We start from the raw sequence: 13,413 nt of genomic DNA on the forward strand, positions 1-13,413 counted from the left end.
CGGGGGCGGCCAGGCGACACTTTACGGCCGCACGGCGGCGGGTTCGTCCCGGTCCGCGTCCGAGGCCCCCGCCGCCACCGGCCGCTGCCGCAGCACGGTCGCCCCCAGGATCAGGGCGAACGCCAGCAGCGTGACCAGCCCGAACGACACCACCAGCGAGGTCGCGTCGGCCACGGCGCCGATCGCCGACGGGGCGATGAGTCCCGACGTGTACGTGATCGTCGCGACGCCGGCGATGGCCTGCGCCGGGGCGGGCCCGCTGCGCGCGGCCGCCGCGAAGGCCAGCGGGACCACCACCGCGATGCCCAGCCCGATCAGCCCGAAACCGGCCAGGGCCCCGGCCGGATGCCGGACCGTCACCACGAGCAGCCCGCCCGCGGTGGCCAGTACGCCGCCCGCACGGACCGTCCGTACCGCCCCGAACCGGTCCACGACCCGGTCCCCGGCCAGCCGGGCCAGGGCCATGGTGAGGGCGAAGGCGGTGGTGGAGGCGGCGGCGAGGCCCGCGTCCGTGTCGAGCACGTCCCGCAGGTACACCGCGGACCAGTCCATGCTCGCACCCTCCGCGAAGACCGCGCAGAAGCCGATCCCCCCGATGAACAGCGCGGACCTGGGGGGCAGCGCGAAGTGCGGCGGAGCCTCCCCGCCGGTGTCGGTGCGCAGGTCCAGGACGCCCCGTACGGCGACCAGCCCGGCCGCGGTCAGCGCGAGCGCGGCGATCAGGTGGTGGAGACGGGCATCGGCGCCGGTGTGCGCGGCGAGGGTGCCCACGGCCGAGCCCAGCAGGGCGCCCACGCTCCACATGCCGTGCAGCGAGGACATGATGGAGCGTTTCAGCCGGTTCTCGGTCTCCACGCCCAGGGCGTTCATCGCGACGTCCGCCATGCCGGCGGTGGCCCCGTAGACGAAGAGCGCGAAGCAGAGCGTGACGAGGTTGGGGGCCAGGCTCGGGAGGGCGAGGGAGAGCGTCCACAGGGCCAGCAGCACCCGCAGGGCGGTGCGGGCGCCCAGCCGGTGGTTGATCCGCCCGGCGAGCGGCATCGCCAGCGCGGCGCCGAGGGCGGGGAAGGCGAGGGCCAGTCCCAGGGTGCCCGCGCTGAGGTGGGCGTGGTCCTGGATCCACGGGATGCGGGTGGCGAAGGAGCCGGTGACCGCGCCGTGGGCGCAGAAGACGGCGGCGATGGCGAAGCGGGCGTGGCGCAGCCGCGCCGGACTGTGGTCGGTTTCCCCGGTCATGACCCGTAAACTATCAGGGACCCTGCCTGATAGTTAATCCCCGGGAGCTCATAGGATGGGCGCCGTGACCCCTGCCAAGGCCCTGACCGCCGCCGCCCCCGCACCGGGTACCGCCGCCGCGGCCGCCCTCGTCATCGGCCCGTCCCCGGCCTCCCCGAGCACCGCGCGCGCCATCAACGACCGGCTCGCCCTGCGCCTGCTCCAGGACGAGGGCCCGCTGACGGCCACCCAGCTCAAGAAGCTGACGGGCCTGTCCCGCCCCTCCGTCGCGGACCTGGTGGAACGGCTCACCGAGGCCGGCCTGATCGAGGTCGTCGGCGAATCCGGCGAGCAGCGGCGCGGGCCCAACGCCCGGCTGTACGGGATCGTCGCGCGGCGGGCCTACCTCGCGGCGCTCGACGTACGGACGGACAGCGCGACCGCGGTGGTCACCGACCTGCTCGGCAAGCCGGTGGCCGAGGCGGCGCTGCCCGTCGACGCGGTGGAGGAGGCCGTCGACCGCCTCGAGGAACTCGCCCGTGAGGCCGGCGCGGACCGGCTCCACACCGTGGTGATCGGCGCACCCGGCCTGGTCTCGCCGGGCAGCGGACAACTCGGCGACACCACGCGACTGCCCGGCTGGCACCGGGACCTGGTGGCCGCGCTGCGGCGGCGGCTGCCCGCGACCGTCGTGGTGGAGAACGAGACCAACCTGGCGGCGCTCGCCGAACAGCGGGTCGGCGCGGCCCGGGACGTGGACTCCTTCGTGCTGCTGTGGCTCGGCGCGGGGGTCGGCGCGGCCGTGGTCCTGGACGGACGGCTCCGCCGTGGCGCCTCCGGCGGAGCCGGCGAGATCGGCTTCCTGCCCGTGCCCGGCACCGGCGCACTGCCGTCGGCCACCGACTGCTCGGGCGGCTTCCACGCCCTCGCGGGCCGCACCGCCGTCATCGCGCTGGCGGCCGGACACGGCTACCACGGTCCGGTGGAGGAAGCCGTCGCGGGCGCCGCCGGGGAGCCCTTCCTCGAGGCCCTCGCCGAGCGGCTCTCCCTCGGAGCCGCGGCCGTGACGGCCGTTCTGGATCCGGGCTGCGTGGTCCTCGGCGGCGAACTCGGCCGGGCGGGCGGACCGGGCCTCGCCGCCCGGGTCGCCGCCCGGCTGGCCACCCTGACCCCCGTCCCCACCGAAGTCCGCGCCACCGCCCTCGGCGGCCCGGCCATCCTCGCCGGCGCGCGCCTCGCCGCCCGCGAAGCCGCCCAGGCGGACCTGTTCGCCCCCTGAGTCCCACGGCCCCCCGGACCTGTTCGCCCCCCGGTCCCCACCGGGCCGGACGGCGCCGTCCGTCGGCCGTCCGTCGGCCGACCGACGGCGCCGTCACGCTCGTACTCGCCCTATCGGTCGTCGAGTTCTTCTTCGTCGTGCAGCATCCGCCAGATGCGGGTGCGGTGCAGTACGTACAGCGCGATGACCAGGAACACCACCTGGAGGCCCACGGCGAGCAGCCAGAAGACGGCGCCGCTTTCCAACTCGTCCGTCAGGTAGGCGAAGTTCATGCCGAAGAACCCCGTCAGGAAGGTGAGCGGCAGAAAAATGGTCGACACGATCGCCAACCGGTTGATCACGCCGTTCTGGTCGCCGGACACCAAGGAGGAGTAGGTGGTCAAGGCCCGCCGGGCGGCCTCCTGGAGCGACTCGATGTCGGTCAGCACCAGCCGCAGAGTCCGCTGGTACTCGCGGGCGAGCCGCTCGCGCTCCACCGGGAAATTGCGGCTCATCACCCTGCGCGTCACCGCCTCGTCCGCCGCCTGCTGGTAGGGGAGGAGCGTGTGGTGCAGGAGGGCCGCCGTCCGGCGCAGCCGCGCCAGGCGGTAGAGCTGTTCCGGCTGCCGCTGCCGGAACATCTCGTCCTCCAGGTCCTCCACCTCCAGGAGGGACCGGCCGGCGGACCGGCGATAGGTCTCCAAGGCCTCGTCCAGCAGCAGGAACGACGTGGACACGGCGTCGGGGGGTCTCTCGTGCGGGAACCGGGCGATGAGACTCTCCACGAGTGCCGCCGCCCCCCGGCCCCCGGTGCACCGTGACCAGGTACCGCTCGGTGACCAGGGCGTGGACGTGGACGACCCGGCCCGCTTCGATCGCGGGAACGATGAACGCGGCGCTGCCCCCGAGGAACTCGGCCCGAGGGGCTTCCCCCTCCCGGCCGAGCCACGCCAGGTCATCGGCCTCGAGGCCGAGCAGGTGGGCGACCTGCTGGTCGCCGGGCGAGGCCTCCTCGGGCAGTTCCATGTCCACGAACAGGAAACGGGACTCCGCGAGACGCTCACGTGCCTCCGACGCGGGGGTGCGCGTCACGATGCCCTCGGGCATCGACACCACCGATACGATCATCGCCCCTCACCGTGGATCATGCCGTGACCCACGGGTATGACTGCGGGTCAGATGTGACGATATCTCACAAACTGTCCCTTATCGGGTACGGGGGAGCGTGCGGACTGCCTCCGGCCGGTCCGGGCGGCCTCAGCCCGCGTCCTCCCTGTCCCGTGCGGCCCGGGCTGCCAGGAAATCGGCGAAAGTGCCCTGGCCGACCGCGTCGGACGGGGCCAGATGGCCGCCGCGGCGAAAGGCCGCGTACGCCTTTCCCGCCAGGGGCATCGCGAACACCGTCCGTCGCCGCCCCGTCGCCGCGAGGTACGCCCGGCCCAGGTCCACCAAGGGGTGGATTTCCGGGCCGCCCATGTCCGGGACCCGGCCCGCCGGGGTCGGGACGGCGAGCTCCGCCATCCGGTCGGCGACCTCCTCCACGGCGATCGGCTGTACCCGGACCCCCTTCGGCAGCGGCAGCGGCACCACCGGCACCTTCGCCAGCGCGTCCACCGCCATCGCCACCAGGTCGTGGAACTGCGTCGTCCGCAGGATCGTCACGCCCAGCCCCGACGCCTCCAGCATCCGCTCGACCTGGTGCTTCACCTTGTAGTAGCCGAACGGGACCACATCCACCCCTACGATCGAGATGTAGACGATGTTCGTGACCGTCCCGGCCCGCCGGGCCGCTTCGATCAGGTGCCCGGCCGCCACGTCGTCACCGCCGCGCGGGGTGCTCGCGCAGTGCACGACCACCTCGGCGCCCGCCATGGCGGCGTCCAGTCCGCTGCCCGTCAGCAGATCGACCGGGTACTCCGCGGCCCGCCGGCTCAGGACGCGTACGTCGTGGCCGCCCGCCCGCAGCCGGCCGACGACCAGGGCGCCGAGATGTCCGGTGCCCCCGGTGACGAGGATGGTGCTCATGGTGTCCGTTCCTTCCCTCGGGCGGTGCGTGCGGCGCGAGAAGCGCGTGCACGCGATGCGATCACCAGCTGGGACCGGACAGCCCTCCGGAATGTGACAGCTGACGCCGGACGAATTCCAGCTTCTCCGGGTTCATCACCACCCGCGCCTCGCCGACCAGCCCGTCCTCGAAGTCCAGCTGGAGGACTCCCATCCCTCCGATGACCACGGCCGGCTCCCCGTTGACCTCCGCGAAGGAGACCGCGAGGTCGACGGGGTGCTTCCGCAGCACGCCCAGCAGGAACCGCGCCACGTTGTTGCGGCCCTGGACCGGTCGCCGCGCCGCGCTGACCAGGCCGCCGCCGTCGGACACGTACCGGGCGTCGGCGGCCAGCAGTTCCTCCAGCCGGGCCAGGTCCCCGCTGCGCGCGGCTTCGAGGAAGCCCGCCACCAGGCCCTGCCACTGCGCCGGGTCCGGCCGGAAGCGGCGCTCGGGGGCCTTGCCCGCGCTCACCCGTCCCGCCGCCCGCCGGTAGAGCTGGCGGCAGTTGGCCTCGGTGAGGTCGAGGAGCCCGGCGATCTCCCGGTGGCCGTACGCGAAGGCCTCGCGCAGGACGTACACCGCGCGTTCCGTGGGAGTGAGCCGCTCCAGCAGCACCAGCAGGGCCATCGACACGCTGTCGCGCTGCTCCGCCGACTCCAGCGGGCCGAGCGCGCCCTGCCCGGTGAGGACCGGCTCGGGCAGCCAGGGGCCCGCGTACGCCTCGCGCCGGGCGCGGGCCGAGTCGAGCTGGTTGAGGCACAGGCGGGTGACGACCTTGGCGAGCCAGGCTCCGAGGTGCTCGATGGAACCGCGGTCGGCGGAGCTCCAGCGCAGGTAGGCCTCCTGCACGGTGTCCTCGGCCTCCGAGGCCGAACCGAGCATGCGGTAGGCGATGGCGAACATCCGCGGCCGGTGTTCCTCGAAGTCCGCCACGGAGGCGGTGCCCTGTGCGATCACGGCACAAGGCTACGAAGTCGCCGTACGCGAAAGCGCGAGGACCCGGTGGCCGCCGGGCCACCGGGTCCTCGTCTCCTTCACCAGCCGCCTACCGGGTCAGCAGGCGCCCTGGTCCTTCCAGACACCCCAGTCGCCGGTGGTGCCGGGCTCTTCGTTCTGCGTCCACCACTGGGCCTTCCAGTGGTGGCCCTTGTGGGAGACGAGCGACCCGCCCGGGTACACGTTGCCCGCGACGTAGGCCGGGTTGGCGCAGGTGCCGCCCGGGGGAGTCGTGGGAGGCGTGGTCGGCGGGGTGGTCGGGGGGGTGGTCGGCGGCGTCGTGGGAGGCGTCGTGGGCGGGGTGGTCGGGGGAGTGGTCGGCGGCTGCGTCGCACCGCCCGGCTCCACCACCGTCGTACCGCGGGCCAGGTCGCCGGCGATGCCGTACGTCCTGCCGCCGAAGGTCACCGTCCAGTTGGACGGGGTCGAGGTCGGCAGGTAGTAGACGAAGTCCAGCTGGACCGAGGCGCCGGGGGCCAGTGACTGCCAGGCCGGCAGCTTCAGGGAGACCCGGTTGTAGTCGCCCTTCAGGCCGCCCACGTTGCTGCCCGTGTGGTCGCTGCGGATGACCGTGGTGTTCCAGCCGGACTGGTCCTTGGCGTTGCCCGGCGCGGAGGAGGAGTAGTCGAACTGGAACTCCGTACCGCCGGGCAGGGTCGCCGTGGTGTTGTTGGTGATCGTCAGCTTGGGGCTGATCGGGTAGTTGGAGTCGCCGAGGGGGAAGGCGCCGAAGCCGGCGTCGACCTTGATGGCTTCGGTCGGCATCGTGACGCCCGCACGCTTGGCGCCGTACGGGGCGGCCGCCTTGAACTTGTCGTACATCGCGGTCGTCAGGGTGTCGCCCATCTCGTACTGGCCCTTGGCCGCGTTGTACGCGTAGTCGCCGGCGAGCTCCCAGACCATCGTGCCGCCGATGCCCTTGTCGACCACCCAGTCGGCCTTTGCGTTGACGGACTGCTCGTCCTCGGTGGAGAGGAAGACCTTCTTCTGGGCGTTCCACAGCCACGGCGCCACCAGGGTGGAGTCGTACTTGCGGACGTAGGTGCCGGTCAGCGTGGTGTTCGCCGGGAAGCCGTACTGGGTGACGTAGTCGCCGACGACCCCCTTCTCCAGGTTCTTCGCGTGCCACATCGGGTTGGACCCGGCCGGGGACTCGACGCCGTTGGTGTCGAGGTCGTGCCACAGGTTGTCGATACCGACCGCGCCGTCACCGCACTTGGTCAGACCCGCGCCGGCCGGGCAGTTGGTGGCCGGGGCCTTGCCCCACAGGCCGTCCGTGCCGCCCTGCACGTTCTTGAAGCCGCGGGTGTAGTAGGGCAGGCCCATGTTGATGCGGCCGGCCGGCATGGAGCCGCGGAAGTAGTGGTAGGCCCAGTCCGTGTTCAGGTAGCCGATGCCGCCGTACTGGGACGTGGAGTAGACCCCGGCCGCGGCGAGTTCGCCGTCCTTGCCGTCGTCGAAGAGCTGGGCGTTCGGACCGACGAACTCGTTCCAGGCGCCGTGCAGGTCGTAGGACATGACGTTGACGTAGTCCAGGTACTTCTGCATCTGGAACGTCTCCATGCCCCGCAGCAGGTAGCCGGAGGAGGGGGCGGCGACCGAGAGCAGGTAGTGCTTGCCGTCGGTGGCGCCCGCACGGTCGAGCTTCTCGCGCAGCGACTTCATCAGGGCCGCGTAGCCCTTGACGAGTCCGGCCCGGCGGGCGTTGGACAGCTGCCAGTCCAGCGGGTTGCCCGCGTCCTTCATCGTGGTCGGGTACTCGTAGTCGATGTCGACGCCGTTGAACCCGTAGGTGCGGATGAACTCGACCGAGGAGTCCGCGAAGGTGTCGATGCCGGCTTGGTTGACCGAGCCGTCGGCGTTGGTGGCCATCGAGTAGAAGCCGCCGGAGGCGACGCGGTTGCCGTCGTCGCCGAAGTAGCCGCCGGTCTCCGCCCAGCCGCCGACCGAGATCAGCGTCTTGACGTTCGGGTACTGCTTCTTGAATTTGTTCAGCAGGTTGAAATTGCCCTTGTACGGGAGGGCGGGGTCCATCTCGGCGCCCGCGACGCCCGGCCAGGTCATCCCGGTGGCGGAGTTCTTCGCGCCGTCGGCGCCGACCGAGATCTTGTTGTTGCCGTCGACGTGGGCGAAGGCGTAGTTCAGGTGGGTGACCTTGGACCACGGGATGTTGTGGGGCAGGTAGGCCGGCGTGCCGTCCTTGCCCGTGCGCCAGCCGGTGAAGTAGCCGATGACGCGCCGCTGGTGGTCGGTGCCCATCTTCTCGCGACCCTCGGTGTCGTAGACCGAGCAGTACGGGACGTTCACGCCCGGCGTCTTGTACAGACCGTCGGGGCGACAGGACTCGTTGTCGGCGGCGTGCGAGACGCCTGCCGAGAGGCCCGCGACCAACAGTCCGGCGATTGCGGCGCCGGACGTCAGGAGCATCGCTCTCGTGCGTGCGGGGGACAGCATGGTGCCTCCTGGGGAGGGGAGGATGGCAGGACACAACAGGCCGATAAGTGGTGCGTGTTGGCCCGCGACGTGCGCACATCTGACGGGCTGTCTCCCGGGGAAGATGAAGGGAACGTTAAGAGGACTAGACCAACCCGTCAATAGGTCTGGACCAAAGTGGAGCCCGCTGCGAGGCGGCTCGGTCGCGGGCCGGCCCGGAATCGGGCAGGGCCGGGGCAGCCCCCGAGGCGCCTGCGCGGGGCGCGGAGGGAGGGGCCGGACGGAGCAACGGCGACGCCGGAGAGTGACCGCACGTGTGACCTAGGCCACATTGACTCACCCGCATGGCTGCCGATCACCCGTGGCACACTGGCTCTAGTACCAGTAGCAGCGCACTCCGGGGTCGGTGTAATTCCGAACCGGCGGTTATAGTCCGCGACCCGTCCGCAGCCAGCGGCCGGTTGACCAGGTGAAATTCCTGGACCGACGGTTAAAGTCCGGATGGGAGGCAGTGCGCGGCGGGCCAGTCACCGGTACGCCGCCGTCGGCGGTCCATCGACGCATCCCTCGGGACGCGCGTCCGAGTGGACCGTGTTCCCGGCCTCGGCGTCCCCGCGTGTGCTACCCGCTTCATCTGTCGTATCCCGACAGGCCCCGGAGTCCGTGCCCGATGAGGCAGGAGGACCCGGTGGCGACACACGCCGACGCGCACGACAGCGGCAAGCCCGTGCACGGCACGGACGGACCGGCGGCCGACACGTCCGCCCGTGACGCTTCCGCCATGGCCAGGGCCGTCGAGCTCGCAGCCCGCGGAACCGGCTCCACCAGCCCCAACCCCGTCGTCGGCTGCGTGATCACCGACGCGTCCGGCACCGTCGTGGGCGAGGGCTGGCACGAGCGGGCCGGCGGCCCGCACGCCGAGGTCCACGCCCTGCGCGCCGCGGGCCCCGCCGCCCGCGGCGGCACCGCCTACGTCACCCTCGAACCCTGCAACCACACCGGCCGTACGGGGCCCTGCGCGCAGGCGCTCGTCGAGGCCGGCGTCACCCGCGTCCTCTACGCCGTCTCCGACCCGAACCCGCAGGCCAGCGGCGGGGCCGCGACCCTGCGCGCCGCCGGGGTCACCCCCGCGGCCGGACTGCTGGCCTCCGAGGCCGAGGAGGGCAACGCCGCCTGGCTGACCTCGGTGCGGCTCGGCCGCCCGTACGTCCTGTGGAAGTACGCCGCGACCCTCGACGGCCGCGTCGCCGCCGCGGACGGCACCAGCCGCTGGATCAGCTGCCCCGAATCCCGCGACGACGTCCACCGGCTGCGCGCCGAGGCCGACGCCGTCGTCGTCGGCTCGGGCACCCTGCGCGCCGACGACCCGCACCTCGCGGTGCGCGGAGCCGCCGGCCTCCGCGCCGACCAGCCGCTGCGGGTGGTCCTCGACACCCACGCCACCGTCCGGTCCACCGCCCGGGTGCTGGACGACGCCGCGCCCACCTTGATCGCCGTCGCCGAGGACGCCGACACCCGCCACCTGGCCGGAGTGGAGCTGACCCGGCTCCCGTACGACAAGTACGGGCTCTCCGTGGACGCCCTGCTCCTGGAACTCCACCGGCGCGGGGTCCGCTCCGTGCTCCTCGAAGGCGGCCCGACCCTGGCCGGGGCCTTCGTCGCCGCGGGCGTGGTCGACAAGGTCGTCGGCTACCTCGCCCCCGTCCTCCTCGGCGCCGGCCCGAACGCCCTCGCCGACGCAGGCATCGGCACCCTCACCGAGGCGCTGCGGCTCCGGATCACCGAGACCGTCCGCATCGGCACCGACATCCGGGTCACCGCCGTCCCCGCCGTCCGGTCCGCCCCCACCGTCCTCACCTCCCACACTGCCCTCAAGGAGCACTGAGTGTTCACCGGAATCGTCGAAGAACTGGGCGAAGTCACCGCAGTCGAGGAACTTCCCGAGGCCTCCCGCTTCCGCCTGCGCGGCCCCCTCGTCACCGAGGGCGCCAAGCACGGCGACTCCATCGCGGTCAACGGCGTCTGCCTGACCGTCGTGGAGTGCGCCGGGGGCGAGTTCACCGCCGACGTCATGCAGGAGACCCTCAACCGCTCCAGCCTCGGCGCCCTGGGCAACGGTTCCCGCGTCAACCTCGAGCGCCCGATGGCGCTGGGCGGACGCCTCGGCGGACACCTGGTCCAGGGCCACGTGGACGGCACCGGCGCGATCCTCTCCCGCACCCCCTCGGAGCACTGGGAGCTCGTCAAGGTCGCGCTCCCGGCGAACCTCTCCCGCTACGTCGTGGAGAAGGGCTCCATCACCGTCGACGGCGTCAGCCTGACCGTGGTCGAGGCCGCGGCCGACTGGTTCACCATCAGCCTCATCCCCACCACCCTCGCGCTGACCACGCTCGGCATCAAGCAGCCCGGCGACCCGGTCAACCTCGAGGTCGACGTCCTCGCCAAGTACGTGGAGCGCCTGCTCGCCGCCGGCACGACCCCCCAGGCCGGGAACGTGCCGCACACCGAAGGGACAGCCCAGTGAGCGCTCTGACCTGGCTCAACACCGAGGCCTTCGCCGTCTTCGGCCAGAAGGTCATCTGGTCCGACATGATCGGCAACCTGATGGGCCTGGGCGCCCTCGCGCTCGGCTGGCGCCGCTCCCTGTGGACCTGGCCCGCCCAGCTCCTCTCCGGCCTGATCCTCGTCGGCGCCTACGCCTCCGCCCACCTCGCCGGCGGCGTCGGCAAGCAGCTCCTGGTCATCGGCGTCGCCGTATGGGGCTGGCGGGCCTGGCAGCTCGGCAGCCGCAAGGCCCAGGACGGAACCATCGCCGTCCGCACCGCCACCTGGAAGGAGCGCGGCCTCCTGCTGGCCGGCGCGGCCGCCGGAACCCTGGCCGTGGGCGGGCTGTTCACCCTCGTCCCGAGCCTGTCGTGGAGCCCGTGGGCCGACGCCTACATCTTCGTCGGGACCATCGTCGCGATGGTCGCCCAGGCCCGCGGCCTGGTCGAGTTCTGGTTCGCCTGGCTCCTCGTCGACCTGGTCGGCGTCCCCCTCGCCTTCAACAGCGGCCTGGCCTTCTCCGGCCTCGTCTACGTCGTGTACTTCGCCCTCGTCCTCTGGGGCGCCTACGACTGGTACCAGCGCGCGCGCACCACCCCCGCCCCGGCCCTGGAAGGAGCAACGGCATGACCCCGAACCCCGTCCTGAAGCCCGTGCCCGACGAGACCGACCACGAGCCCTTCCGGCTCGACCCCGTCGAGCAGGCCATCCGCGACATCGCGGCCGGGCGCCCGGTCGTCGTCGTGGACGACGAGGACCGCGAGAACGAGGGCGACCTCGTCATCGCGGCCGAGAAGGCCACCCCCGAGATCATCGCGTTCATGATGAGCGAGTGCCGCGGCCTGATCTGCGCGCCGATGGAGGGCCCCGAGCTGGAACGGCTCGAACTCCCGCAGATGGTCCAGCACAACACCGAGTCGATGCAGACCGCCTTCACCGTCTCGGTCGACGCGAGCGCCGCCCACGGCGTCACCACCGGCATCTCGGCCGCCGACCGCGCCACCACCCTGCGGCTCCTCGCCGACGGAGTCAGCGGCCCCGCCGACTTCGTCCGCCCCGGCCACGTCTTCCCGCTGCGCGCCAAGCCCGGCGGCGTGCTGGTCCGCAACGGCCACACCGAGGCCGCCGTCGACCTCGCCCGCCTCGCGGGCCTGCGCCCGGCCGGCGCCATCGTGGAGATCGCCGGCGAGGACGGCGTCATGCTGCGGCTGCCCGAGCTGATCCCCTTCGCCCGCAAGCACGGCCTGACGATCATCTCCATCGAGGACCTGATCGCCTACCGCCGCTCCGCCGAACCCACCGTGCGCCGCGAGGCCCAGGTCAACCTGCCGACCGCCTTCGGACAGTTCACGGCCTACGGATACCGCTCCACCGTCGACGGCGTCGAGCACGTCGCCCTCGTCCACGGCGAGATCGGCGACGGCGAGGACGTCCTGGTCCGGATGCACTCCGAGTGCCTGACCGGCGACATCTTCCAGTCCCAGCGCTGCGACTGCGGCCCCCAGCTGCACACCGCCATGCAGCGCGTCCAGGCCGCGGGCCGCGGCGTGATCGTCTACCTGCGCGGCCACGAGGGCCGAGGCATCGGACTGCTGTCCAAGATGCGCGCCTACGAGCTCCAGGAACGCGGCCGCGACACCCTCGACGCCAACCTGGAGCTGGGCCTGCCCGCCGACGCCCGCGACTACGCGGCCGGCGCCCAGATGCTCGCCGACCTCGGCGTCCACAGCGTCAGGCTGCTGACCAACAACCCCGACAAGGCGGAAGCCCTCGTCCTGCACGGCATCAAGGTTTCCGACCGGGAGCCGATGCCCATGGAGGCGGGCGAGCACAACCTGCGCTACCTGCGCACCAAGCGGGACCGGATGGGCCACGACCTGCCCTGGCTGGACGCGGCCCAGACCACGTCCGCCTGCGGCAACCAGTAGCCACCGGCCTTACCCCACCGGACACACTTCCCCACCAGACACACTTTCCCGCCAGACAACGGAACACCGAGGAGCAGAGCTGTGAGCGGCAAGGGCGCACCCGAACTGAGCGTGAAGAACTGCGGAGACCTGCGAGTCGCCGTGATCGCGGCCCAGTGGCACGAGAAGGTCATGGACGGCCTGGTGGACGGCGCCCTGCGGGCCCTGCACGAGCTGGGGATCGACGAGCCCACCGTGCTGCGCGTCCCGGGCAGCTTCGAGCTGCCGGTCGTGGCGAAGGTACTGGCCGGTCGCGGCTACGATGCCGTCGTCGCCCTCGGCGTGGTCATCCGCGGCGGCACCCCGCACTTCGACTACGTCTGCCAGGGCGTCACCCAGGGCCTGGTGCAGGTATCGATCGACACCGGAGTCCCCATCGGCTTCGGCGTACTGACCTGCGACAACGACGAGCAGGCGCTGGACCGCGCCGGACTCGAGGGGTCGAACGAGGACAAGGGGCACGAAGCGGTCACCGCCGCCGTCTCCACCGCCATGACGCTGCGGACCGTCAGCGAACCCTGGCGCTAGCCGGCACCCGCACACCCCGTATTCTGAGGACCATCATGGCCAACGAACCCTCCAAGAGCTTCGAAGAGCTCTTCACCGAGCTCCAGCTCAAGGCCGCCAACGGCGACCCCAGCACCTCCCGCACCGCCGAACTCGTCGGCAAGGGCGTCCATGCCATCGGCAAGAAGGTCGTCGAGGAGGCCGCCGAGGTCTGGATGGCCGCCGAGTACGAGAGCAAGGAAGCCGCCGCCGAGGAGATCTCCCAGCTGCTCTACCACGTCCAGGTGATGATGGTGGCGCGCGGGATCTCCCTCGACGACGTCTACGCGCACCTCTAGGCCGCAGCAGATCCGCGCGGGCCCCGGCGCACCGCGCCGGGGCGTCCTCGCACCGGTCACCGCACCGAGTACCAGCACCCCCGTTCGCACCTACGCACCAAAGGAAGC

At 72.1% G+C, this 13,413-nt stretch carries 12 protein-coding genes and 1 riboswitch; of the genes, 7 read left to right on the forward strand and 5 right to left on the reverse strand.

All coding sequences use genetic code 11. The annotated features are described in order from the left end of the window. Positions 1 to 21: 21 nt before the first annotated feature. The gene (locus ABZY44_RS16545) at positions 22 to 1,236 is read right to left on the reverse strand and encodes an MFS transporter (protein WP_356654266.1); all 1,215 of its coding nucleotides are present in this window, start codon (positions 1,234 to 1,236) and stop codon (positions 22 to 24) included. Between the two features lie 55 nt (positions 1,237 to 1,291). On the opposite strand from ABZY44_RS16545, the gene ABZY44_RS16550 reads away from it, so the two are divergent. After that, complete coding sequence (locus tag ABZY44_RS16550; RefSeq protein ID WP_356654268.1) at positions 1,292 to 2,494, forward strand: ROK family transcriptional regulator; 1,203 nt, start codon at positions 1,292 to 1,294, stop codon at positions 2,492 to 2,494. 110 nt (positions 2,495 to 2,604) lie between these two features. Here ABZY44_RS16550 and ABZY44_RS16555 read toward each other — a convergent pair whose 3' ends face one another. The 4 genes from ABZY44_RS16555 to ABZY44_RS16570 form a co-directional block, all read right to left on the reverse strand. Continuing rightward, positions 2,605 to 3,258, reverse strand: coding sequence for a CorA family divalent cation transporter (locus tag ABZY44_RS16555; protein ID WP_356654270.1), 654 nt, complete (start codon positions 3,256 to 3,258; stop codon positions 2,605 to 2,607). A 472-nt stretch (positions 3,259 to 3,730) separates the two neighbouring features. After that, positions 3,731 to 4,498, reverse strand: coding sequence for an NAD(P)H-binding protein (locus tag ABZY44_RS16560; protein ID WP_356654272.1), 768 nt, complete (start codon positions 4,496 to 4,498; stop codon positions 3,731 to 3,733). Between the two features lie 61 nt (positions 4,499 to 4,559). Beyond that, complete coding sequence (locus tag ABZY44_RS16565; protein ID WP_356654274.1) at positions 4,560 to 5,477, reverse strand: RNA polymerase sigma-70 factor; 918 nt, start codon at positions 5,475 to 5,477, stop codon at positions 4,560 to 4,562. A 96-nt stretch (positions 5,478 to 5,573) separates the two neighbouring features. Next, positions 5,574 to 7,970: a chitinase C-terminal domain-containing protein gene (locus tag ABZY44_RS16570; RefSeq protein ID WP_356654276.1), complete on the reverse strand. Its 2,397-nt coding sequence runs from the start codon at positions 7,968 to 7,970 to the stop codon at positions 5,574 to 5,576. Positions 7,971 to 8,337: 367 nt separating this feature from the next. Further along, positions 8,338 to 8,468, forward strand: a riboswitch (FMN riboswitch). A 262-nt stretch (positions 8,469 to 8,730) separates the two neighbouring features. On the opposite strand from ABZY44_RS16570, the gene ribD reads away from it, so the two are divergent. The 6 genes from ribD to ABZY44_RS16600 all read left to right on the forward strand — a co-directional run bounded on the left by ribD (position 8,731) and on the right by ABZY44_RS16600 (position 13,305). Then, positions 8,731 to 9,834: a bifunctional diaminohydroxyphosphoribosylaminopyrimidine deaminase/5-amino-6-(5-phosphoribosylamino)uracil reductase RibD gene (ribD, locus tag ABZY44_RS16575; protein ID WP_356654364.1), complete on the forward strand. Its 1,104-nt coding sequence runs from the start codon at positions 8,731 to 8,733 to the stop codon at positions 9,832 to 9,834. Beyond that, positions 9,835 to 10,473 (forward strand): riboflavin synthase, encoded by a 639-nt coding sequence (locus ABZY44_RS16580; RefSeq protein WP_356654278.1) that lies wholly within the window; start codon positions 9,835 to 9,837, stop codon positions 10,471 to 10,473. After that, positions 10,470 to 11,123: a nicotinamide mononucleotide transporter family protein gene (locus ABZY44_RS16585; protein ID WP_356654280.1), complete on the forward strand. Its 654-nt coding sequence runs from the start codon at positions 10,470 to 10,472 to the stop codon at positions 11,121 to 11,123. Before ABZY44_RS16580 ends, ABZY44_RS16585 begins: the two co-directional genes overlap by 4 nt. Next, on the forward strand, positions 11,120 to 12,421 hold the full coding sequence (locus tag ABZY44_RS16590) for a bifunctional 3,4-dihydroxy-2-butanone-4-phosphate synthase/GTP cyclohydrolase II (protein ID WP_356654282.1): 1,302 nt from the start codon (positions 11,120 to 11,122) through the stop codon (positions 12,419 to 12,421). Before ABZY44_RS16585 ends, ABZY44_RS16590 begins: the two co-directional genes overlap by 4 nt. Positions 12,422 to 12,502: 81 nt before the next feature. After that, complete coding sequence (gene ribH / locus ABZY44_RS16595) at positions 12,503 to 12,988, forward strand: 6,7-dimethyl-8-ribityllumazine synthase (RefSeq protein WP_356654284.1); 486 nt, start codon at positions 12,503 to 12,505, stop codon at positions 12,986 to 12,988. Between the two features lie 35 nt (positions 12,989 to 13,023). Next, positions 13,024 to 13,305 (forward strand): phosphoribosyl-ATP diphosphatase, encoded by a 282-nt coding sequence (locus ABZY44_RS16600; RefSeq protein ID WP_330295321.1) that lies wholly within the window; start codon positions 13,024 to 13,026, stop codon positions 13,303 to 13,305. Positions 13,306 to 13,413: the final 108 nt, after the last annotated feature.

The organism is Streptomyces sp. NPDC006544, from assembly GCF_040611715.1.
Classification (GTDB): Bacteria; Actinomycetota; Actinomycetes; order Streptomycetales; family Streptomycetaceae; genus Streptomyces.